The 22439-nt window shown below is 72.0% G+C and carries 22 protein-coding genes; 15 read left to right on the top strand and 7 right to left on the bottom strand.

Annotated elements, in window-relative coordinates:
• Positions 1-43 precede the first annotated feature (43 nt).
• On the bottom strand, positions 44-1243 hold the full coding sequence (locus tag ABZ342_RS09195; protein ID WP_155549907.1) for a Glu/Leu/Phe/Val dehydrogenase dimerization domain-containing protein: 1200 nt from the start codon (positions 1241-1243) through the stop codon (positions 44-46).
• A 123-nt stretch (positions 1244-1366) separates the two neighbouring features.
• Here ABZ342_RS09195 and ABZ342_RS09190 point away from each other — a divergent pair, with 123 nt between their 5' ends.
• The 7 genes from ABZ342_RS09190 to ABZ342_RS09160 all read left to right on the top strand — a co-directional run bounded on the left by ABZ342_RS09190 (position 1367) and on the right by ABZ342_RS09160 (position 8984).
• Complete coding sequence (locus ABZ342_RS09190) at positions 1367-2293, top strand: LysR substrate-binding domain-containing protein (protein ID WP_360470571.1); 927 nt, start codon at positions 1367-1369, stop codon at positions 2291-2293.
• Between the two features lie 120 nt (positions 2294-2413).
• On the top strand, positions 2414-3685 hold the full coding sequence (locus ABZ342_RS09185) for a glutamate-cysteine ligase family protein (RefSeq protein ID WP_360470569.1): 1272 nt from the start codon (positions 2414-2416) through the stop codon (positions 3683-3685).
• Positions 3682-5019 (top strand): ergothioneine biosynthesis protein EgtB, encoded by a 1338-nt coding sequence (egtB, locus tag ABZ342_RS09180; protein WP_360470566.1) that lies wholly within the window; start codon positions 3682-3684, stop codon positions 5017-5019. The genes ABZ342_RS09185 and egtB overlap by 4 nt, the downstream gene beginning before the upstream one ends.
• Before the next feature lie 5 nt (positions 5020-5024).
• Positions 5025-5780, top strand: a complete 756-nt coding sequence (egtC, locus tag ABZ342_RS09175; protein WP_360470563.1) for an ergothioneine biosynthesis protein EgtC — start codon at positions 5025-5027, stop codon at positions 5778-5780.
• Entirely contained in the window at positions 5777-6754 is a 978-nt protein-coding gene (gene egtD, locus ABZ342_RS09170) for an L-histidine N(alpha)-methyltransferase (RefSeq protein WP_360470560.1), read from the top strand. The genes egtC and egtD overlap by 4 nt, the downstream gene beginning before the upstream one ends.
• 46 nt (positions 6755-6800) lie before the next feature.
• A complete protein-coding gene (locus ABZ342_RS09165; protein WP_155549954.1) occupies positions 6801-7223 on the top strand; it encodes a nitroreductase family deazaflavin-dependent oxidoreductase in 423 nt (140 codons plus the stop codon).
• A 141-nt stretch (positions 7224-7364) separates the two neighbouring features.
• Positions 7365-8984, top strand: coding sequence for an alpha/beta hydrolase (locus ABZ342_RS09160; protein ID WP_360470557.1), 1620 nt, complete (start codon positions 7365-7367; stop codon positions 8982-8984).
• A gap of 45 nt (positions 8985-9029) precedes the next feature.
• Here ABZ342_RS09160 and ABZ342_RS09155 read toward each other — a convergent pair whose 3' ends face one another.
• Positions 9030-9608 (bottom strand): TetR/AcrR family transcriptional regulator, encoded by a 579-nt coding sequence (locus ABZ342_RS09155; RefSeq protein ID WP_360470555.1) that lies wholly within the window; start codon positions 9606-9608, stop codon positions 9030-9032.
• Between the two features lie 90 nt (positions 9609-9698).
• Between ABZ342_RS09155 and ABZ342_RS09150 the strand changes: the two genes are divergently transcribed.
• Both ABZ342_RS09150 and ABZ342_RS09145 read left to right on the top strand, forming a co-directional pair.
• On the top strand, positions 9699-10553 hold the full coding sequence (locus tag ABZ342_RS09150) for an alpha/beta hydrolase (RefSeq protein WP_360470552.1): 855 nt from the start codon (positions 9699-9701) through the stop codon (positions 10551-10553).
• Between the two features lie 204 nt (positions 10554-10757).
• The gene (locus ABZ342_RS09145) at positions 10758-11462 is read left to right on the top strand and encodes an MgtC/SapB family protein (RefSeq protein WP_360470550.1); all 705 of its coding nucleotides are present in this window, start codon (positions 10758-10760) and stop codon (positions 11460-11462) included.
• A 52-nt stretch (positions 11463-11514) separates the two neighbouring features.
• Here ABZ342_RS09145 and ABZ342_RS09140 read toward each other — a convergent pair whose 3' ends face one another.
• Positions 11515-14346, bottom strand: coding sequence for an aconitate hydratase (locus ABZ342_RS09140; RefSeq protein ID WP_196425969.1), 2832 nt, complete (start codon positions 14344-14346; stop codon positions 11515-11517).
• A 363-nt stretch (positions 14347-14709) separates the two neighbouring features.
• Between ABZ342_RS09140 and ABZ342_RS09135 the strand changes: the two genes are divergently transcribed.
• Together ABZ342_RS09135 and ABZ342_RS09130 are read left to right on the top strand one after the other, a co-directional pair.
• Positions 14710-16023, top strand: a complete 1314-nt coding sequence (locus tag ABZ342_RS09135; protein WP_360470658.1) for an NlpC/P60 family protein — start codon at positions 14710-14712, stop codon at positions 16021-16023.
• Positions 16024-16065: 42 nt separating this feature from the next.
• Positions 16066-16779: a methyltransferase domain-containing protein gene (locus ABZ342_RS09130; RefSeq protein WP_360470547.1), complete on the top strand. Its 714-nt coding sequence runs from the start codon at positions 16066-16068 to the stop codon at positions 16777-16779.
• 2 nt (positions 16780-16781) lie between these two features.
• Here ABZ342_RS09130 and ABZ342_RS09125 read toward each other — a convergent pair whose 3' ends face one another.
• Complete coding sequence (locus tag ABZ342_RS09125) at positions 16782-17177, bottom strand: DUF1801 domain-containing protein (protein WP_360470544.1); 396 nt, start codon at positions 17175-17177, stop codon at positions 16782-16784.
• Between the two features lie 54 nt (positions 17178-17231).
• Here ABZ342_RS09125 and ABZ342_RS09120 point away from each other — a divergent pair, with 54 nt between their 5' ends.
• From ABZ342_RS09120 to ABZ342_RS09105, 4 genes are all read left to right on the top strand, one after another.
• Positions 17232-17777, top strand: coding sequence for an NTP transferase domain-containing protein (locus tag ABZ342_RS09120; RefSeq protein WP_360470541.1), 546 nt, complete (start codon positions 17232-17234; stop codon positions 17775-17777).
• A gap of 160 nt (positions 17778-17937) precedes the next feature.
• The gene (locus ABZ342_RS09115) at positions 17938-19008 is read left to right on the top strand and encodes an AAA family ATPase (RefSeq protein WP_360470539.1); all 1071 of its coding nucleotides are present in this window, start codon (positions 17938-17940) and stop codon (positions 19006-19008) included.
• A 6-nt stretch (positions 19009-19014) separates the two neighbouring features.
• On the top strand, positions 19015-19959 hold the full coding sequence (locus ABZ342_RS09110; RefSeq protein WP_360470536.1) for a DUF58 domain-containing protein: 945 nt from the start codon (positions 19015-19017) through the stop codon (positions 19957-19959).
• Positions 19960-20032: 73 nt separating this feature from the next.
• Positions 20033-21013: a VWA domain-containing protein gene (locus ABZ342_RS09105; RefSeq protein WP_360470534.1), complete on the top strand. Its 981-nt coding sequence runs from the start codon at positions 20033-20035 to the stop codon at positions 21011-21013.
• Position 21014: 1 nt separating this feature from the next.
• On the opposite strand, the gene ABZ342_RS09100 is transcribed toward ABZ342_RS09105, so the two are convergent.
• Genes ABZ342_RS09100 through ABZ342_RS09090 form a run of 3 tightly spaced genes read right to left on the bottom strand, consistent with a single transcriptional unit; the run spans position 21015 to position 22435 of the window.
• The gene (locus tag ABZ342_RS09100; protein WP_360470531.1) at positions 21015-21524 is read right to left on the bottom strand and encodes a hypothetical protein; all 510 of its coding nucleotides are present in this window, start codon (positions 21522-21524) and stop codon (positions 21015-21017) included.
• A 23-nt stretch (positions 21525-21547) separates the two neighbouring features.
• Entirely contained in the window at positions 21548-22009 is a 462-nt protein-coding gene (locus ABZ342_RS09095) for a tRNA (cytidine(34)-2'-O)-methyltransferase (RefSeq protein ID WP_360470529.1), read from the bottom strand.
• A gap of 3 nt (positions 22010-22012) precedes the next feature.
• Entirely contained in the window at positions 22013-22435 is a 423-nt protein-coding gene (locus tag ABZ342_RS09090) for a thioesterase family protein (protein ID WP_360470526.1), read from the bottom strand.
• Positions 22436-22439: the final 4 nt, after the last annotated feature.

Genomic DNA, 22439 nt, shown 5'->3' with positions numbered 1-22439 from the left:
AACCGCGCGGCGCCCCCACCCGGGGCGCCGCGCGGAACCCGGCTCACGGGATGAGCAGCGCCGGCTCACCTTCCGGCGCGAGCGCCGCCTCGGCGCGCTGGGCGCGGGTGGTCTCGGCGAGCCGCAGCCCGGTGACGCGCAGCGGCAGCCGGTCCATGTTCCAGCCGGTCAGCAGGAGCGCGACCTTGGCCTGCATCTCCGTGCGCAGCCGCAGGAACGAGTCGGCCGGGTCCGCGCCCACCTCGCCCAGCAGCAGCCACCACGCCCACGCCGCGGCGCCCGCGTTGGCCACGAAGTCCGGCACGACCGCGACCCCGCGGGCGGAAAGTGCCGCTTCCGCTTCCGGCGTCGTCGCCGCGTTGGCCGCCTCGACGACCACCGACGCCTTGACGAGGTTCTCGTTGTCCGGGCGCAGCGCGTACGAGATCGCGGCCGGCACGAAGATGTCCGCGTCGATGCCGACGACGGTCTCCCGGGGGAGCGATCGCACTCCGGCGGGCAGCCGCGACCGGTCGACCTCGCCGAAGCGGTCGCGCAGCTCCAGCAGCGCCGGGACGTCGAGCCCCACCGGGTCGTACAGCGTGCCCGCCGCGTCGGCGACCGCGACGACCTTCATCCCGGCTTCGTGCAGGTACCAGGCCGCGCCGCCGCCCATCGTGCCGATGCCCTGGATCGCCACGGTCGTCTCGCGCACGTCCCAGTCCCACGCCGCCGCGACGCCGAGGCACGCCTGCGCCACGCCGTAGCCGCCGACGACGTCGCCGAGCAGCAGCCCGCCGGGTACCGGCGCGTTGAGGCCCGCCTGCACCCGGCGCAGGGTGCGCGCGGGGTCGGCCGAACGGACGATCGCCGCGTGGTACGACTGCTCGAGCCCGAGCTCCGCGAACACCTCGTCGATCAGGTGCTGGGGCACGCCGAGGTCCTCGGCGGTCACCCAGTGCGCGTCCAGCCACGGCCGCAGGAACGCGCAGAACCGCTTCAGCACGCCGTACGCCCGCGGGTCCTTCGGGTCGAAGTCGATGCCGCCCTTCGCCCCGCCGACCGGCAGGTTGAAGGTCGCGGTCTTGTTGGCCATGCCCCGGGCGAGGTCCTCGACCTCGCTCATCGTGCAGCCCGCCCGCATCCGGGTGCCGCCGGTGGCGACGCCGGAGACGAGGGTGTGCACGACCAGGTAGCCGTTCGCGCCGGTGATGGGATCGGTCCAGGTCAGTCGCATCAGCGGCTCGGCTTCGCGCGGGGTCATCAGGGCCACTCACCTCCAGGGGGAAGTCCGGGGCGGTCCGGCGACCGCCTCTCCCGAGCGTGCGCCCCGGGTGGCCCCCGCGTCCATTTAACGAACCTGCACGATCTCGTTTAGGTTTGGTGTATGGAACTCTCGTTGCACCGCTTGCGGATGCTTCGCGAGTTGCACCGCCGGGGCACGGTGACAGCGGCCGCCGCTTCGCTGCACTACACTGCTTCAGCGGTCTCGCAGCAGCTCGCGCAGCTCGAGCGCGACGTCGGCGCGAAGCTGTTCGAACGGCTCGGCCGGCGTGTCCAGCTGACCGAGCTGGGCAACCTGCTGACCGAGCACGCGGAGGAGATCCTCGGTTCGGTGGAGCGCGCGACGTTCGCCCTGGAGGAAGCCCAGGAGGCCCGGACGGTCCGGCTGACCGCCGGCGTGTGGGCGTCGGTGGCTTCGGGACTGCTTCCGACGGCGCTGACGGCGCTGGCCGGCGAGCACCCCGGCATCCAGGTGCGCACGCGCGAGCTGGCGCCGGAGGACACCGCCGAAGCCGTCCGCGACGGCACGCTCGACCTGTCGTTCGTGATCGACTACTCCGACGCGCCGACGCCGTGGGACGGCGGGCTGGAACGCGCCGTCGTGGCCGTGGAGCGGCTGCACGCCGCGGTGCCGCGGGGCGCGGTCCCGTCGGGGACGGCGTCCCTGGACGAGCTCGCGGAGCACCCGTGGATCCTGGCCAGCCCGAAGTCGCACTTCGGCCGGGCGATGCGGACGGCCTGCCGGCGGCACGGCTTCTCCCCGAAGATCAACCACGAGGTCGAAGAGCAGTCCACGGCGATGGCGATGGTGGGGGCCGGGCTCGGCGTCACCCTGGTCTCGGACCTCGGTCTGCGGCTGCTGCGGCCGCCCGGGATCGACGTCGTCGCGCTCACCACGCCGCTGCTGCGGACGGTGTCGATCGCCTACCGGCGCACCGCGTTCCGGCGGCCCGCGTTGCACCTGGTGATCGAGGCCGTGCGGGCCTCGGCGGCCGAGCTCGGCCTGGGCACCGAGTCCGCTTTGCCCTGATCCGGGACTTCTTACGGAGTGGTGATCCGGTCCCGCAGCGCAAGATCCCGCCTGATTTTGTCGTACCCCGCGTGTAGCGTCCGAAGTCAAGAAGTTCCACCACCCGGAACAAGGACGGACATGACAGAAGCGTCTACGGTGCACGATTTTCCCGAAAAGTCGGGGAGTGCGTCGAACCGCACCGCGCGGGTCCTGGCGGACCGCGCGGCCGGGGAGGCGTACGTGGCATCGGTGTGCTTCAAGCACGGGCCACCCCGCCTGATCGGCGCGGAGCTGGAGTTCATCGTGCACCACGCCGACGACCCGGCCAGACCCCTCGATCCCGATGTCCTCGCCACGGCGCTGGGCCCGCACACCCCGCGGACACTCCGCCCCGACAGTCCCGCCTCGCCCCTCCCGGCAGGTTCACCAGTGAGCCTCGAGCCCGGGTGCCAGGTCGAGATCTCCGCACTTCCCCAGGCCTCCCTGCGCGACCTCGCCGCAGTGGTCACGGCCGACCTCCACCACCTGCGTGACCGCCTCTCCCGGCACGGCCTCGTGCTGGGCGAAACGGGTATCGACGCCCACCGGCCGCCCCGCCGTCTCCTGCACACGCCGCGCTACGCGGCTATGGAACGCCGGTTCGCGCCGATCGGGCCGGGCGGCCTCACGATGATGGCCGGCACCGCCGGCCTGCAGGTCTGCGTCGACGCGGGGGAGCCGGAGCACTACGCGGCCCGGTGGGCGGCCGCCCACGCGATGGGCCCGCCGCTGCTGGCCCTCTTCGCCAACTCCCGCGTCCACGCCGGTCGCGACACCGGGCACGCCTCCGCCCGGTGGCTGGCGGTGCACGACACGGAAGCGGTCCGGACCCGCACGGCCCGGGTAGCGGGCGACGACCCCGCGGGAGAGTGGGCCGCGCGCATGATGGATGTCCCCCTGATGGTGCTGCCGCGCGGCGACCGGCCGTGGGACGCGCCGGAGGGGCTGACGTTCGCCGACTGGATCGACGGCAGGGGCGCGGCCGCCCTGCTGCCGAAACCGACGGCGGCGGACCTCGACTACCACCTCACCACGATGTTCACCCCGGTCCGCCCGCAGGGGTACCTGGAGATCCGGTACCTCGACGCGCAGCCGCCCGGCGAGTGGCTGCCACCGGTGGCCCTGGTCGCCGCGCTGCTCGCCCGTCCGTCCACTGTGGACAAGGTGCGTGACCTCTGCGCACCGGTCGCCGACCGCTGGACCACGGCGGCGCGGCGCGGCCTGGCGGACCCGGACCTGGCGGCGGCCGCGGCGGCGCTGGCCGACCTCGGCTGCGCCGAGCTGGGCGCGACGGGGCTGGCGGAGGAGTCGATCACCGAGATCAGCGAGAGCGTGCAGGGGCGCGCGTACCGATCGAGGAGCGAAGCATGAGCACGGAAGCACTGGGTGACCTGAGCGCGCAGGACCTGCGTGCCCGGGCGGCCGAAGCACTGACCCGGGCGCGGGCGCGCAGCGTGGCGCTGACCGACGCCGTGGACGACGAAGACCTGGTCCGCCAGCACTCCAAGCTGATGTCGCCGCTGGTCTGGGACCTGGCGCACATCGGCGTCCAGGAGGAGCTGTGGCTGGTCCGCGACGTCGGCGGCCGGGAGCCGCTGCGTCCGGACATCGACGACATCTACGACGCGTTCCAGCACGCCCGCGCCGACCGGCCGGAGCTGCCGCTGCTCGGCCCGGCCGAGGCGCGCGCGTACGTCAAGCAGGTGCGCGAAAAGGCGTTCGACGTGCTGGAACACGCGCCGATGGAGGGGCGGCGGCTGACCGAGCAGGCGTTCGCGTTCGGCATGATCACCCAGCACGAGCAGCAGCACGACGAGACCATGCTGGCCACCCACCAGCTGCGCAAGGGCGACCCGGTGTTGCACGCGCCGGAGCCGCCGCCCGCGCGGTCGGGCACCCTCCCGGCCGAGGTGCTGGTCCCGGCGGGCGTGTTCACGATGGGCACGTCGGCCGAGCCGTGGGCGCTGGACAACGAGCGCCCGGCGCACGAGCTCGCCGTCGAGGCGTTCTGGCTCGACACCACGCCGGTGACGTGCGGGGCCTACGCCGAGTTCCTGGACGGCGGCGGGTACGCCGACGAGCAGTGGTGGAGCCCGGCCGGCTGGGCCTACCTGCGCGAGAACGGCATCACCGCGCCGCGGTTCTGGCAGCGGGAGCAGGACGGCTGGTGGCGGACCCGGTTCGGGGTCCACGAGCGCGTCACGGCCGACGAGCCGGTCGTGCACGTCTCCTACTACGAGGCCGAGGCCTACGCGGCCTGGGCGGGGCGGCGGCTGCCGACCGAGGCGGAGTGGGAGAAGGCCGCCCGGTTCGACCCGGCGACCGGCCGCTCGCGGCGGTTCCCGTGGGGTGACGACGAGCCGTCGGCCGAGCACGCCAACCTCGGCCAGCGGCACCTGCGCCCCGCGCCGGCGGGGGCGTACCCGGCCGGCGCGTCGCCGACCGGCGTGCACCAGCTGATCGGCGACGTCTGGGAGTGGACGAGCACGGACCTCCACGGCTACCCGGGCTTCGCGCCGTTCCCGTACCGGGAGTACTCGGAGGTGTTCTTCGGGCCGGAGTACAAGGTGCTGCGCGGCGGCTCCTTCGGCACCGACTCGGCGGCCATCCGGGGCACGTTCCGCAACTGGGACTACCCGATCCGGCGGCAGATCTTCGCCGGCTTCCGCACCGCGCGCGACGCCGCACCCGGCGAGGTGGGCTAGGCGCCATGTGCAGGCACATCGCCTACATCGGCGAGCCGGTCTCGCCCGCCGAGGCGGTCTTCCGCGCGCCGCATTCCCTGCTGGTGCAGTCCTACGCGCCGGCGGACATGCGCGGCGGCGGCTCGGTCAACGCCGACGGGTTCGGGCTGGGGTGGTACCCCGGCCCGGGCTCGCCGCCGCTGCGCCACCGCCGGTCCACTCCACTGTGGACGGACGAGACGCTGCCGCCGCTGGCCGCGTCGGTGACCTCCGGCGCGTTCGTCGCCGCAGTCCGCAACGGCACCACCGGCATGCCGGTGACCGAAGCGGCCGCGGCGCCGTTCACCGCCGGGCGCTGGCTGTTCAGCCACAACGGCGTCGTCCGCGGCTGGCCGGACTCCCTGGCCGAGGCGGCCAAGACCCTGCCCGTCACCGAGCTGCTCACCCTGGAGGCGCCGACGGATTCGGCGGTGCTCTGGGCCCTCCTGCGGGCCCGGCTGGCGGCGGGGGAAGACCCGCTGACGGCGGTGGCGGGACTGACCACCGCCGTCGAGGCGGCCGCACCCGGCTCCCGGCTCAACTTCCTGCTCACCGACGGCTCGACCCTCATCGGCACGGCCTGGACGCACGCGCTCTCCCTGCTGGAGACCCCGGCCGGCGTGCTGCTGGCGTCCGAACCCCTCGACGGCGATCCGCGCTGGAAACCCGTCCCCGACCAGCACGCCGTGCGCGCCACCGCGGCCGGCGTCGACCTGCTTCCCCTGACCCAGGAGCGCTCATGACCGAAGTCGATCTCGACCACCACCGTTCCGGCGACGCCGTCACCGCGGAACTGCGAGCCGACGTCGTCGCCGGGCTCACGGCGGAGCAGAAGTGGCTGCCGCCCAAGTGGTTCTACGACGCCGACGGCAGTGAGCTGTTCGAGAAGATCACCCAGCTGCCGGAGTACTACCCGACCCGCAGCGAGCGCGAGGTGCTGGCCGCGCACGCCACCGACGTCGCGGAGCTGACCGGCGCGCACACGCTCGTCGAGCTGGGGTCCGGGTCGAGCGAGAAGACCCGGCTGCTGCTCGACGCGCTCACCCGCCACGGCACCCTGGAAGCGTTCGTGCCGCTCGACGTCTCCGAGTCCGCGCTGGCCGAAGCGGCCGAAGCCATCTCCAAGGACTACCCGGGGCTGACCGTCCGCGGCGTCGTCGGCGACTTCACCCAGCACCTCGACCTGCTGCCCGGCGGCCAGCCGCGGGTGGTGGCCTTCCTCGGCGGCACGATCGGCAACTTCCTGCCCGCCGAGCGCGCGACCTTCCTCGAGTCGGTGCGCGAGGTCCTGGACGAGGGGGAGTGGCTGCTGCTCGGCACCGACCTGGTCAAGGACCGGGGCATCCTCGAACGCGCCTACGACGACGCCGCCGGCGTCACCGGCGAGTTCGACAAGAACGTGCTGCGGGTGATCAACACCCGGCTGGGCGCGAACTTCGACGTCGACGAGTTCGAGCACGTCTCCTACTGGGACGCGGAGAACGAGTGGATCGAGATGCGGCTGCGGGCCCGCCGCGCGCTGACCGTCGACATCCCCGGTGCCGACCTCACGGTGGCCTTCGCCGAGGGTGAGCACATCCGCACGGAGATCTCGGCCAAGTTCCGCCCGGACGGCGTCGAAACGGAGCTGGCCGCGGCCGGGTTCGCCCTCGACCGCTGGTGGACCGACTCGCAGCAGCGGTTCGGGGTGAGCCTGGCAAGATCTGTGCGTGGCTAATCCTCTCCGGGCGCTCGCCCGGGCTGTCGGCACCCGGCCGTGGCTGATGCGCACGGCCGGGTTCGTCGTCTGGGCGGACAAGAAACTGCATCGGGCGTTCGGCGGCCGGGTGAGCCTCGTGGCGCTCGCCGGGCTGCCGTCGGTCCGCCTCACGACGACCGGCCGCAAGAGCGGGCTGCCCCGCGGCACGAACCTGCTCTGCTTCCCGCGCGGCGACGACCTCGTGCTGACGGCGTCGAACTGGGGCCGCCCGAACGACCCGGCGTGGGCGCTGAACCTCCGGGCCGACCCGAAGTGCCAGGTGGCGCGCGCCGGGAAGCCGGTGGACGTCGTCGCGCGGGAGCTGCACGGCGAGGAGTACGCCGCGATGTGGCGTGAGCTGCTGGAGTTCTGGCCGGGGTACGCGATGGAGCGCAAGGAGGCGGGGCGTTCGTTGCCCGTTTTCGTCCTCACCCGCCCGGATCGGTAGGTTCCCACCATCCTTTCGGCCGGTGACGGGATTCACCGATTTGTGCCAGTCTCTCCCGGGTAACGCGCCGTGACGTCTCGGACGCGCGGCGAGTACGCCACTTAGGGAGGAGACGTCTTGCTGAGATCCACAAGAGGCCGGGTGCGGTCGTTCGCACTGGTGGGGGCGCTCGTGGCCGGACTCGGCGTCACCGGGACGGCCGGCACCGCGGCGGCGGCCCCAGACCCGACAGCTGCCGACGCGGTGGTCAAGCCCGCGGTCGTCGGCGCGACCGCCGCCGTCACCTGGGGCACCTGCTCGAGCGACACGCTGGCCGGCGTGCCCGCCGACCAGGTGAAGTTCTACAGCTGCGCGCGCTACCGCGTGCCGATCGACCACGACAACGCCGCGCTGGGCACCATCGACATCGCGCTGCTCAAGCGCGCCGCCCGCACGCCGGACGCCCGCGTCGGCTCGCTGTTCCTCAACCCCGGCGGCCCCGGCGGCTCGGGCCTGCGGATGCCGATCAGCGGCCAGTACTACTTCCAGCCGCAGGTGCTCGACCGGTTCGACCTCGTCGGGTTCGACCCGCGCGGCGTCGGCCAGAGCAACCCGCTGCGCTGCTTCACCACCCAGGAGGACGCCGACGAGGTCTTCGGCGCCCAGATCCCGGTGCCGCTGAGCCGGGCCGAGATCTCCGGCACCCTCGCCAGCTACCGCGACTACGGCAAGTTCTGCAAGAACAACGCCGGTTCGCTGCTGAACCACATGTCCACCAAGGACGTCGTGCGCGACCTCGACACGCTGCGCGCGGCGGTCGGCGACCAGAAGCTCACCTTCGTCGGCTTCTCCTACGGGACGCTGATCGGCTCGACCTACACGTCGATGTTCCCGAAGCAGTCGCGGGCGATCGTCATCGACGGCAACGTCGACCCGGCGCTGCGCACCAGCGACGGCGTGCAGTACGACCGGGAACGCGCGCAGGGCTTCGAGATCTCGCTCGACGGGTTCCTCAAGCGCTGCGACCAGGCCGGCCCGAAGTGCGCGTTCAGCGACGGCACCCCGCGGGCGAAGTTCGACGAACTGCGCGAGTACCTCCGCAAGCAGCCGATCACCATCCCCGGCGGTGGCACGGTGGACATCAACGCGTTCACCGGCGGCGTGTCGAGCGTCCTGTACTCGCCGTCGGCGTTCCCCGGCCTGGCCGAGGACCTGCAGGCGCTCTACACCGCGATCCACCCGGCGGGCGCGCAGGCTCAGACGCTGGCCGCGAAGCAGCTGAAGGTGCTCACCGGTGGCAAGCAGGGCCTGGCCGACCAGAACCCGGACAGCCCCTACACCAGTGACGACTCGTACTTCGCCGTCAACTGCTCCGACAAGCCGTTCAAGATCAAGCAGGAGCAGGTCCCGGACATCGCCGCGAAGTGGGAGCGCGAGTCGCGCACCTTCGGCCGCTACCAGGCGTTCGCCGACACGGCGGGCTGCCCGGTGTGGCCGGCGAAGAAGCCGGACGTCTACCGCGGTCCGTGGCGGGCCAAGACCGACGTCCCGGTGGTCGTGGTGAGCAACTACTACGACCCGGCGACGCAGTACAAGTTCGGCCAGCGCATGGCGGCCGAGCTCGGCAACTCCCGGCTGCTCTCGGTCGACGCGTTCGGCCACTGCATCCTCGGCGACGCGCTGGGCGTCGACAAGGCCGTGGCGGACTACCTGACCGACCTCAAGGTGCCGGCGAACGGGCAGGTGTTCCAGCCGAACGTCCAGCCGTTCGAAACCGCTTAGCAGCAAGGAAAACGGGTCGGGGTGACACTGTCGCCCCGGCCCGTTTCACGTCCCCAGCAAGCGGTCCAGCAAATCTCCGGCTGCCGCTTCGGCTTCGGCGGCGGTGCTCCCGTGGTCGTCGGCGCGGGCGACCAGCATCGCGATCTCGTTCATCCCGGCGAGCAACACGTGCGCGAAGAGGTCCACGCGCGCCTTGGGGATCCGGCCGTCGCGTCGCAGCGCCGCCTTGATCTTGCCGAGCGTGCGTTCTTCGTCGATCTCCCGCCACCGTTGCCAGCCCAGCACGGCTGGCGCGTCGATGAGCATCACCTGGCGCACCACGGGATCGCGGGTGCTCCGGATCCAGGCGAGACACGCGGCGCGCAAGGCCGTCACCGGGTCGGTCAGGCCCTCGACGGCTTTCGCGCCCTCCGCGCCGACCCGCTCGTAGACGGTGTCCAGGACCGCGGCGAACAACGCGTCCTTGCCGGGGAAGTGGTGGTAGAGCGCGCCCCGGCTCACCTCGGCGGCCCGCAGGACGGCCTCGATCGAGGTGCCGTCGTAGCCTTGTTCGGTGAACAGGCCGGTGGCGACCGCGACGAGGTGCTCGCGGGTCGCCTGGCCGCGGTCGATCTTCTTGTTCATGCGAGTCGGCTGCCTCCGTCGTTGACAAACCGACTGACGGTCTGTTCATACTAGACCGTCAGTCGGTTTACTTCTGGAGGGACTGTACCGATGGACTTGCGAACCTGGGAGGACCAGCGCGGGCGCGTGTCGACGGCGTCCGGCGAGGTGAGCTACACCGACGTGGGCGAGGGGCCGGTCGCGCTCTTCGTGCACGGCGTGGGAACGAACAACCTGTTGTGGCGCAAGGTGATCACCGAGCTGGCGGGGGAGCGGCGGTGCATCGCGCTCGACCTGCCGGGCCACGGCGCGTCGCCGGTGACCCCCGATCAGGACCTGAGCCTGAACGGGTTGGCGCGGCTGCTCGGTGACTTCTGCGAGTCGCTGGAGCTGGGCGGACTCGACGTCGTCGCCAACGACACCGGCGGCGCGGTCGCGCAGGTCTTCGCCGTGCACCACGCCGAACGGCTGCGGACGCTCACCCTGACCAACTGCGACACGCAGGGCAACCTGCCGCCCGAGGCGTTCCGCCCGATCGTCGAGCTGGCCGAACGAGGGAAGCTGGCGCCGCTGCTGGTCCAGCTCACCGCGGACCCCACGCGGGCGCGAACCAGTGCGCTGGGCGGCGGCTACGAACACCCCGGACAGCTGTCCGACGAGGTCCTGGACGCCTTCGTGCGCCCGGTCGGCGGCACGCTCGAGGCGGCCCGGCAGTTCGAGCGGCTGCTGACGTCGGTCCGCGGCGAAGAGCTGGACGCGATCGAACCGCTGCTCAAGGAGTTCCGGGTGCCGACGCTGCTCGTGTGGGGCACCGGTGACCCGAACTTCGGGATCGAGTGGGCGTACCGCTTCCGCGACGCCGTCCCCGGGGTGACCGAGGTCATCGAGGTACCCGGCGCGAAGCTGTTCTTCCCGGACGAGCGGCCCGAAGACCTCGTCCCGCACCTGCGTCGCCACTGGGCGTAGTGATCATCACAGCCTCGCGCCGCGGTCCCGGCGCTACAGTGGTCGGGTTGATCAACCACGAGCAACGGAAGCGAGGTGAGCGGCACATGCCAGCGGACAGTCAGCGGATGACCGGGCGTGCGCTCACCGGAGGCTTCCGGCTGGGCTGAGCTCGTCCGGTCTCCTCCTGTCCGGCAGTGCGCGCACGCCGGAAACGAGTCGGACATGACCACCTTCGAAATGCTGCTGCGCGTAGGCGCCGGCGTCGGCCTGGGCGCCGTCATCGGAGTCGAGCGCCAGTTCCGCGCCCGGATGGCCGGGTTGCGCACCAACGCACTGGTCGCGGTCGGCGCGACGCTGTTCGTGCTGCTGTCCGCCCACGGGTTCGGCGGGCTGGCTTCGAGCGGCGACGCCGACCCGACCCGGGTGGCCGCGCAGATCGTCTCGGGCATCGGGTTCCTCGGCGCCGGCGTCATCATGCGCGACGGCCTCAACGTCCGCGGTCTCAACACGGCGGCGACGCTGTGGTGCTCGGCCGCCGTGGGATCGCTCGCCGGGGCCGGGCTGTACGGGGTCGCGGCGGCGGGAACCGCCGTCGTGGTCGGGGTGAACGTGGTGCTGCGGCCGCTCGGCCGCGTCGTCGACCGGCGCCCGGAAGCGGGTGACGAGACACCGACGAGGTACGCGTTCCAGGCGGTGACGCGCGACGCGACCGAGGCGCACGTGCGGGCGCTGCTCGTGCAGTCGTTGAACCGCACGGACTTCCGGCTGCTGTCGGTGCTGAGCACCGACCGGGACGATCGCACGGTCGAGGTCCGCGCCGAGCTGGTCGGCGACCAGCGCGACGACGCCCAGATGGAGGCGGCGGTGTCCCGGCTTTCGCTGGAGCCGTCGGTTTCCAGCGTGCGCTGGGAAGCCGTGCCGGCCTGAGAAAAGGCCTCCCCGCTCACCGAACGGGGAGGCCTTTTCCTAGCGGGAACCCTTACGCCTGCGTCATCTTCCGCAGCACGTACTGCAGGATGCCGCCGTTGCGGTAGTAGTCCGCCTCACCCGGGGTGTCGATGCGGACATCCGCCTCGAACTCCACCTTGGTGCCGTCCGCCTTGGTGGCGGTGACGTGCACCGTGCGCGGGGTGTCGCCGTCGTTGAGCGCCGTGATGCCCGAGATGTCGAACGTCTCGGTGCCGTCGAGGCCGAGCGAAGAAGCCGACTCGCCCTGCGGGAACTGCAGCGGGATGACGCCCATGCCGATCAGGTTCGAGCGGTGGATGCGCTCGAACGACTCGGTGATGACCGCGCGCACGCCCAGCAGCGACGTGCCCTTGGCCGCCCAGTCGCGCGACGAACCCGAGCCGTACTCCTTGCCGCCCAGCACGACCAGCGGGGTGCCCGCCGCCGCGTAGTTCTGCGCCGCGTCGTAGATGAACGCCTGCGGGGCGCCCTCCTGCGTGAAGTCGCGGGTGTAGCCGCCCTGGACGTCGTCCAGGAGCTGGTTGCGCAGGCGGATGTTCGCGAACGTGCCGCGGATCATCACCTCGTGGTTGCCGCGCCGCGAGCCGTAGGAGTTGAAGTCCTTCTTCTCCACGCCGTGCTCGGTCAGGTACTGCGCGGCCGGGGTGCCCGGCTTGATCGCGCCGGCGGGGGAGATGTGGTCGGTGGTGACCGAGTCGCCCAGCTTCGCCAGCACGCGCGCGCCGGAGATGTCGGTGACCGCGGCCGGCTCCGGCGTCATGCCCTCGAAGTACGGGGGCTTCCGGACGTAGGTGGACTCGGCGTCCCACTCGAAGGTCTTGCCCTCCGGGGTGGGCAGCGCCTTCCAGCGCTCACCGCCGTCGAAGACGTCGGCGTAGTCCTTGGTGAACATCTCCTGCGTGATCGCGTAGTCGATGGTCTCCTGGATCTCCTGCGCGGTCGGCCAGATGTCCTTGAGGAAGACGTCGGTGCCGTGCTCGTCCTGGCCCAGCGGCTGGTTCGCGAAGTCGAAGTCCATCGTGCCGGCCAGCGCGTAGGCGATGACCAGCGGCGGCGACGCGAGGTAGTTCATCTTCACGTCGGGGTTGATCCGGCCTTCGAAGTTCCGGTTGCCCGAGAGCACCGAGACCGCGGTGAGGTCGTTCTCCTGGATCGCCGCGGAGATCTCGTCCGACAGCGGGCCCGAGTTGCCGATGCAGGTGGTGCAGCCGTAGCCGACCAGGTGGTAGCCCAGCTTCTCCAGGTACGGCCACAGGTTGGCCTTGGTGTAGTAGTCGGTGACGACCTGCGAGCCCGGCGCCATCGACGTCTTGACCCACGGCTTGACCGCGAGGCCCTTGTCCACGGCGTTGCGCGCGAGCAGCGCGGCGCCGAGCATGACCGACGGGTTCGAAGTGTTGGTGCACGAGGTGATCGAGGCGATCACCACGGCGCCGTGGTCGAGCACGAACTCGCCGCGGTCGGAGGTCGAGACCTTGACCGGCTTGCTCGGGCGGCCCGACGCGCCGTTCGCGGCGGAGCTGGTGACCGGCGCGGCGTCGTCCTCGGCGAACGACAGCGACGGGGCGTCGCTGGCCGGGAAGGACTCCTCCGAAGCCTCGTCCATCTTGGTGTGCGGCGTGGTGTCCTCGCCGTCCACGTAGTCGTGGATCGACTTGCGGAACGCCGACTTCGCGTCCGACAGCTCGATGCGGTCCTGCGGGCGCTTCGGGCCGGCGATCGACGGGACGACCGTCGACAGGTCCAGCTCGAGGTACTCGGAGTAGGACGCCTCGTGCGACGGGTCGTGCCAGAGGCCCTGCTCCTTGGCGTAGGCCTCGACCAGCGCGACCTGCTCGGCCGAGCGGCCGGTCAGCTTGAGGTAGCGGACGGTCTCCTCGTCGATCGGGAAGATCGCCGCGGTGGAGCCGAACTCCGGGCTCATGTTGCCGATGGTGGCGCGGTTGGCCAGCGGCACCGCGGCCACGCTCTCGCCGTAGAACTCGACGAACTTGCCGACCACGCCGTGGCGGCGCAGCATCTCGGTGATCGTGAGGACGACGTCGGTGGCGGTGACGCCGGCCGGGATCTCGCCGGTCAGCTTGAAGCCGACGACGCGCGGGATCAGCATCGAGACCGGCTGGCCCAGCATGGCGGCCTCGGCCTCGATGCCGCCGACGCCCCAGCCCAGCACGCCCAGGCCGTTGACCATGGTGGTGTGCGAGTCGGTGCCGACGCAGGAGTCGGGGTAGGCCTGGCCGTTGCGGCTCATCACCGTGCGGGCGAGGTGCTCGATGTTGACCTGGTGCACGATGCCGGTGCCCGGCGGGACGACCTTGAACTCGTCGAAGGCGCCCTGGCCCCAGCGCAGGAACTGGTAGCGCTCGCGGTTGCGCTCGTACTCGATCTCGACGTTGCGCTCGAAGGCGTCCGGGCGGCCGAAGACGTCGATGATGACCGAGTGGTCGATGACCAGCTCGGCCGGCGCGAGCGGGTTGACCTTGTCCGGGTCGCCGCCGAGGTCGGTGACGGCCTCGCGCATGGTGGCGAGGTCGACGACGCAGGGGACGCCGGTGAAGTCCTGCATGATCACGCGGGCGGGCGTGAACTGGATCTCGATCGACGGGTCGGCCTTCGGGTCCCACGAGCTCAGCGCGCGGATGTGGTCGGCGGTGATGTTCGCGCCGTCCTCGGTGCGCAGCAGGTTCTCGAGCAGGACCTTGAGGCTGTACGGCAGGCGCTCGGCGCCCTCGACCTTGTTCAGGCGGAACACCTCGTACGAGGCGTCGCCGACCTTCAGCGTGTCTTTGGCGCCGAAGCTGTCCTTGCTGGCAGGTGCGGTCACGTCTAACTCCAGTGGCATGGACTTCCGCGCCGGTGCGGCGGTCGAGTCCCGGGTCAGTTCGGTCAGTTCGGGTTTCGTGCTCAGGTCGTGCAGAGTCCGCACGGGGCGGACGCGAGTCTTGCGCACCCCCACCGTAGGACCGGATTCGGGATGGCACACCTCGCGGTGGCTCAAACAGTACGCGCGTCCTGTTTGGGGTTCAAGACGACACGCGGTGTGGGCTGCGCCATCCGCGCCGGGGGTCCCTCAATAAGGGGAATTGGTGCCTACGGTGTGTAAGTTTCCGGTGATGCTTGTGATAGTGGTGTGACTGCAGTGACGCGCGATGTGCGCAGGTGAGCGGAGGTGGCGGTCGTGCCGGAACGGCGCAGGGGCGAGAAGGTGCCCGGCACACGCCGTGGACTGACCGTGAGCACCCTGGTCCTGGTGATCTTGTTCGGGGCCGGCGGCACCGGCCTGGCCGCGCCCCCGCCGCCGCCCAACCCGAGCGACTCGGAGCTGAACAACAGCAAGGCCCAGGCGAACGCGAAGGCCGGTGAAGTCGGCCGGCTGACCAACCAGCTGGCCCAGGCCGAGCAGAGGCTGTCCCAGCTGCAGGACGACGTCGAGCTCAAGCAGGAAGAGGCCAACAAGGCCCTGGTCGACCTGCAGTCCGCGCAGGACGCCGCCGCCCAGGCGGAGAACGACGCGAAGGCCGCCCGGACCGAGGCGGACGCGGCCGCCGCGGCCATCGAGAAGGCCCGCGGCGATCTCAAGACCTTCGCCGCCGCGAGCTTCCAGCAGGGCAGCACGGTCGGCTCGCTCTCGGCGTACCTGAGCGCCGACAGCCCCAAGGACATGCTGGCCCGCGCACAGCTGCTCGACGCCGTCGGCGGCGACCGGCTCAACGCCCTCGACCGGCTCCAGCAGGCGCAGACCGAGAAGTCGAACAAGGACTCGGCGGCCCGCAAGGCCGCCGAGATCGCGCAGCAGAAGCAGGACGCCGCCCGCCAGGCGAAGCACAGCGCGGACTCCGCGCAGTCGGCCGCCGTCACGGCCCAGGACAACCAGGCGTCGCAGAACACCCAGCTCGAGAAGAACAAGTCCGACGTCGAGCAGCAGCTGTACGCCGCCCAGTCGAAGGTCAGCGGCCTGCAGGGCCAGCGGCAGCGCTACCAGGACTGGCTCGCCCAGAAGCAGCGCGAAGACGACGAGCGCGCCCGCCAGGCCGCGCTCGGCTCGTCCGGCGGTGGGGGCGGCCGCCCGGCGAGCCGGCCGCCGGCGGGCCCGGCCGGCTCGTCCATCGAGGCGGTCATCGCCCGGGCGCTGTCGAAGATCGGCCTGCCCTACGCCTGGGGCGGCGGCAACGCGAGCGGCCCGACCCGCGGCATCCGCGACGGCGGCGTCGCCGACCGCTACGGCGACTACAACAAGATCGGCTTCGACTGCTCCGGCCTGATGATCTACGCCTTCGCCGGGGTCACGGGCCTGCCGCACTACAGCGGCTACCAGTACACGTCCGGGCGCCGGGTCCCGCTCTCGCAGATGCGCCGCGGCGACATGCTCTTCTGGGGTGGGGCCGGCGGCATCCACCACGTCGCGCTCTACCTGGGCGGCGGGCAGATGGTCGAGGCGCCGCAGTCCGGCCTGCGGGTCCGGGTCTCGCCGGTGCGCTACGGCGGGATCATGCCGTACGCGACCCGGCTGATCGGCTGAAACTCGCTCGACGCCCGCGTCGAGCGGCGACAGGATCGCCCGGTGGACGACGAACTGAACGCGCTGCGGCGCACCCGGATGCGCTGGAACACGCCGCTGTCCGAGCTCCACGCGGAGCTGCTGCTCGACCGGATGGACCTGGGGGAGGGCCGGCTCGTCGACCTCGGCTGCGGCTGGGGCGAGCTGCCGCTGCGGGCGGCCGCCCGCGCGCCCGGCCTGCGCGTGACGGGCGTCGACACCGACGTGACCGGCCTCGACCGCGGGCGGGCCGCGGCCGCCGAACGTGGCTTGGCGGTGGACTTCACCGAGGCGGAGGCCGCGACCTGGCCGGGACCGGCCGACCGGGCCTTCTGCATCGGCGCCGCCCACGCTTTCGGCTCGACGAAGGCCGCGCTCGCCCGGCTCGCCGAGGTGGTTCCCGCCGGCGGCCGGCTGCTCTACGGCGACGGCTTCTGGGCGGCCCCGCCGAACCCGGCGGCGCTGGAGATCTTCGGCCCGGACACGCTGACGCTGCCGGAACTGCTCGAAGCGGCCGACGCCGCGGGCTGGCGCGTGCTGCACCTCAGCACGGCCGACCAGCTCGAATGGGACGACTTCGAGTCGACGTCGAAGGCGGCCTGGCAGGAGTGGCTCCTGGCGCACCCGGACGACCCGCGGGCCGGGGCGGTGCGGGAGTGGCTCGACGAGCGGCTGCGCCAGTACGTCCGGGACTACCGGGGCGTACTGGGACTCGCCTACCTCGTGCTCGGCCGCTGAGGTCAGCGCTCGCGTTTCAGCTTGCGCCAGCCGCCGGCCCGGTTGTTCGCGATGATCTGCCGGAACATCGCCGTGAGCGCGGGCGCGTTGATGGTCTCGCCCTGGCGGAAGGCGACCGTCCGTGCGGTCTTGTTGTCGTGCCCGGCGGTGATGATGCCTTCGGGGTCGGGGACGATGCCACCGTCGTAGACGAAGACGTTGACGTGGTCCTTCGCCGCCAGCAGGGCGCAGATGTTGCCTTCGAGCACGAAGTAGGGCTGCCGGGTGCGCTTGATCGTCTCGGTCACCTCGGGGTCGGCCGCGTGGACCAGCTCGCGGACCTCCCGGCAGATCGCCTGCTGCCAGTCCGGCAAAGCGTCGATGTAGGCGTCGACGCGCGGCTCGGCGGTGTAGGGCACACGACGAGTATGCCGGGCTTCACCTCCCGTGTCCCCGGCGGCTAGCCTCCCCGGATGCGGTACGCGGGGATCGTGGTGGCCGGTGGCTCGGCCCGCAGACTGTCCGGTGTGGACAAGCCCGCCCTGTCGGTGGGCGGGAAGCCCCTGCTCGCCCGCGCGATCCACGCACTGGACGGCGCCGAGCGGGTGATCGTCGTCGGCCCGCGGCGACCCGGCTTCGACGTCGTGTGGACCCGCGAACCGGTGCCGGGCACCGGGCCGGTGGCGGCGCTGGCCGCGGGGCTCGCGTTCGTCCCGGACGACGTCGAGGCGGTGGCGGTGCTGGCCGCCGACCTCCCGGGCGTCCGCCGGTCCACAGTGGACCGCCTGGTCACGGCGATCGGCGACGGCGACGGTGCCGTGCTCGTGGACGCCGCCGGGTCGCGGCAGTGGCTGCTCGGCGCGTGGCGGATCACCGCGCTGAAGGCGGCGCTGCCGGAGCGGCCGGAGAACGCCGCGCTGCGCCGCGTGCTGGGCGGCCTGGCCGTCGCCGAGATCCCGGCGGAACGGGGCGAAGCGGACGACATCGACACCCCCGAGGACCTCGAGCGCCACCGCTGACCGGCTGCTTCACAGATGTCACACCGGGGAAGGTGTTGGCTACTGACGGGGCAACGCGTGCGTCCGCGTGCCGGATGAGACGAACCACCGCAGGACGCAGTACGGTCGCACCGCGTGATCACCGTCGCGGGGGCGGCGCACGAACTTTCGAGGAGGCAGAGTGACCGAGCCCGGCTACGCCGAGGGCGGGAACGGCCAGCAGGCGACACCGGCGCGGGACGCCCAGTTGCTGGAGCGGACCGTGTTCGAGGTCAAGCGGATCATCGTCGGCCAGGACCGCCTGGTCGAGCGGATGCTGGTCGGCCTGCTGGCCAAGGGCCACCTGCTGCTCGAAGGCGTACCCGGCGTGGCGAAGACCCTCGCGGTGGAGACGTTCGCCCGGGTCGTCGGCGGCTCGTTCTCCCGCGTCCAGTTCACCCCCGACCTGGTGCCCGCGGACATCCTCGGCACCCGGATCTACCGCCAGGGCGCCGAGCGCTTCGACGTCGAGCTCGGCCCGGTCGTGGCCAACTTCGTGCTCGCCGACGAGATCAACCGCGCGCCCGCCAAGGTCCAGTCGGCGATGCTCGAGGTGATGGCCGAGCGGCACGTGTCGATCGGCGGGCAGACCTTCCCGATGCCCGACCCGTTCCTCGTCCTGGCCACCCAGAACCCGATCGAGAACGAGGGCGTCTACCCGCTGCCCGAGGCGCAGCGCGACCGGTTCCTGTTCAAGATCCTCGTCGAGTACCCCACGGCCGAGGAAGAGCGCGAGATCATCTACCGGATGGGCGTCACCCCGCCCACCCCGCACGAGGTGCTCAGCCCCGGCGAACTGGTCCGGCTGCAGGGCGTCGCGGCGCAGGTGTTCGTGCACCACGCCCTCGTCGACTACGTGGTGCGCCTGGTGCTGACCACCCGGACGCCGAACGAGCACGGCCTCGCCGACGTCGCCGGCTGGGTGTCCTACGGCGCCTCCCCGCGCGCGAGCCTCGGCATCATCGCCGCCGCCCGGGCGCTGGCCCTGGTCCGCGGCCGCGACTACGTGCTGCCGCAGGACGTCGTCGACGTCGTGCCGGACGTGCTGCGCCACCGGCTCGTGCTGTCCTACGACGCCTTGGCCGACGGCGTGCCGATCGACCACATCATCACGCGCGTGCTGCAGACCGTGCCGTTGCCGCAGGTCTCGGCCCGGCCGCAGGGCGGGGCCGGCCAGGGCGGCCCGGTCCCGGCGGGCGCGCCGGTCAGGTAGCCGGCGATGGCGAAGAACGAGAAGGGCGTCCGCCCTTCGTGGGCGCCGCCGGTCCTGCGCGGCGACCGGCTGGAGGCCGGGCTCCGGACGCTGGAGCTCGACGTCCGGCGCCGGCTCGACGGGCTGCTGCAGGGCAACCACCTCGGCCTGGTGCCGGGGCCGGGGTCCGAGCCCGGCGAGGCCCGCCCTTACCAGCCCGGCGACGACGTCCGCCGGATGGACTGGGCAGTCACCGCGCGCACCACGACCCCGCACATCCGCGAGACCGTGGCCGACCGCGAACTGGAGACGTGGGTCGTCGCCGACCTCTCGGCGAGCCTCGACTTCGGCACGGCGCTGTGCGAGAAGCGCGACCTGGTGGTCTGCGCGGTCGCCGCGCTGGCGCACTTGACCGGGGGCGGCGGCAACCGGCTCGGCGCGCTGATCTCCACCGGCGCCGAGCTGACCCGCATCCCGGCGCGCGGCGGCCTGGCGCACGCCCGCGGGCTGGTGCGGAAGCTGGCCGAGACGCCCCGGGCCGCCGAGGGCGTCCGCGGTGACTTCGCCCAGGCGCTGGAGGCGTTGCGCCGTCCGCCGCGCCGCCGTGGCCTGGCCGTGGTGATCTCCGACTTCCTGGGCGACCCGTCCTGGGAGCGGCCGCTGCGGGCGCTGGGCGGGCGCCACGAACTGATCGCGATCGAAATCCTCGACCCGCGCGACGTCGACCTGCCCGAGGTGGGCACCGTCGTGCTGGCCGACCCGGAGACAGGGAAACAGCGCGAAGTGCACGCGTCGGCCTTGCTGCGCAAGGAGTTCGGGGCCGCGGCCCACGCCCACCGGCAGACGGTGGCGGCCGGCCTGCGGCGCGCGGGTGCGGCGCACCTGACGCTGCGGACCGACGCCGACTGGATCGCCGACATGGTGCGGTTCGTCGTCGCCCGCAAGCGCCGCTGGTCGGGGGGTGTCGCGTGAGGGAGCTTGCGACCGAACCCTTCGACACAGCGTCTTCGGCTCAGGCCGCACCGAGCGTCAGCGAGGTGTGCGCATGAGTCTCACCGGGTTCGCCGCGCCGTGGTGGTTCCTGCTGCTCATCGCCGTCGCGGCGGTCGCCGTCGGGTACGTCCTGGTGCAGCGTGCGCGCCGCAAGCGGACGATGCGGTTCGCGAACCTGGCCCTGCTGGACAAGGTCGCGCCGAAGAGCCAGGGCTGGGTCCGGCACCTGCCGGCCGTGCTGATCGTCCTGTCGCTGCTGTTGCTGACCGTGGGGCTGGCCGGGCCGACCGCCGAGCAGAAGGTGCCCCGCAACCGGGCGACCGTGATGCTGGTGATCGACGTGTCGCTGTCGATGGAGGCCACCGACGTCGCGCCGACGCGGCTGAAGGCGGCGCAGGACGCGGCGACGCAGTTCGCGCGGAACATGACCCCGGGGATCAACCTGGGCCTGATCTCGTTCGCGGGCACCGCGACGGTGCTGGTCAACCCGACCACCGACCGCAACGGCGTGATCAAGGCGATCGAGAACCTCAAGCTGGCCCAGTCGACGGCGACCGGCGAAGGCATCTTCGCGGCGCTGCAGTCGGTGGAGAGCTTCTCCAGCGTCGTGGGCGGGGCCGACGGACCACCGCCGGCCCGGGTCGTGCTGATGTCCGACGGCAAGCAGACGGTGCCCGAGGACCTGTACGCCGCGCGCGGCGGCTACACGGCGGCGCAGGCGGCGAAGCAGGCCGGGGTGCCGATCTCGTCGATCTCGTTCGGCACGACGCACGGCTCGGTCGACATCGACGGCAAGGCCCAGCCGGTCAGCGTGGACGACGAGTCGCTGCGCGAGATCGCGCGTCTTTCGGGCGGTGACTTCTACAAGGCGGCCAGTGCCGAAGAGCTGAAGAAGGTCTACGCGGACCTCGGCGAGCAGATCGGCTACGAGCTGAAGGACGCCGACGCGAGCAAGCCGTGGGTGGTCGTGGGAACGCTGATCCTCATGATGGGCGCGGCGGCCAGCCTGTTCTTCGGACAGCGACTCCCGTGACTCAGGCTCGGCGGACGCCGTAGAGGCTTCCGCCGAGCAGGGTCACCCCGGAGAGGACGCCGCTGACGAACGGAACCCACGCGGCGGCGCTCCCGAGCAGGGCGAGACCGACGACGCCCAGCACGGTGAGGACCACCCCGACCACCAGGATCGACCGCGCCTTCCACGCCGAGGCCAGCGCGACGAAGTGCAGGCCGACGACGGTCGCGATCCACGCGACGTTCGCCTGCACCGGCGCGTCGAGCAGGCTGAGCACGAAGAACCCGGCGACGAGCAGCACCACCTCGCCGATCACGATGACCCGGTAGCTCGGCCCGAACATCGGCCGCCCCTCGAGCGTCGGCCGGCCGCCGGCCCGGACACCGAGGACCACCACGGCCGCCAGCGCGACCACGGCGAGGGCGCGCAGCACCCAGCCGATCGCCGAGGGGAGCGGGTCGCCGGAGTTGACGAGGACGAACACGGTGCCGAACGCGGCGCCGATGAGCGCCCCCAGGAACTGCTGTCGCATCCGGCGAACCTACCGGAGGGTGATCACGCGCCCGCGAAGCCGTTCTGACGCCAGGCCTCGTAGACCGTGATCGCCGCGGTGTTGGCCAGGTTGAGCGACCGGCTGGTCGGCAGCATCGGCAGCCGTACGCGGTCGGTCACCTCCGGTGCCTCCTGCACCGCCGCCGGCAGCCCCGCCGACTCCGGCCCGAACAGCAGGACGTCCCCGGGCGCGTACGCGACGTCCGTGTACCGCCGCGTCGCCGACGCGCTGAACGCGTAGACCTTCGCCGGCAGCAGCACTTCCCACGCCGCCGCCAGGGACGCGTGCACCCGGACCCGCGCCAGGTCGTGGTAGTCGAGCCCGGCGCGGCGCAGCTGCTTGTCCTCCAACGTGAACCCGAGCGGCTCGACCAGGTGCAGCTCGCACCCCGTGTTCGCCGTCAGCCGGATCGCGTTGCCCGTGTTCGGCGGGATTTCGGGCTGGTAGAAGAGAATGCGGAACACGGCTCAGTCCCCGAGCAGGTCCGCGTAGACCTTGCGGACCGCGTCCGGCGGCGCTGCCGGACGCAGGGTGGCCGGGTCGATGAACACGTACCGGACGTTCGCCGCCGCGATGAGCGTCGAGCCGCGGTGGAGCTCGAAGTCGAAGATCAGCGACGTCGTCCCGAGGTGGGTCAGGTACTGCGAGACGACCAGTTCGTCGTCGTACCGGGCCGGCGCGCGGAACTTCAGGTTCGCCTCCGCCACCACGACGTCCGTGCGGTGGGCCAGGAACTCGTCGTGCGAACCGAACAGCGCCTTCTCCGCCTCGAACGCGCACATGTCCACATAGGCCAGGTAGTGGGCGTTGAAGACGATGCCCTGGCTGTCGCACTCGTGGTAGCGCACGCGCAGCGGCATCTCGACGATCGGGTGGCGGGGTTCGGTCACCGGC

It is taken from the genome of Amycolatopsis sp. NPDC005961 (assembly GCF_040629235.1).
GTDB classification, from domain to species: Bacteria; Actinomycetota; Actinomycetes; order Mycobacteriales; family Pseudonocardiaceae; genus Amycolatopsis; species Amycolatopsis camponoti.
This window is presented reverse-complemented; position numbering and strand designations above follow the sequence as displayed.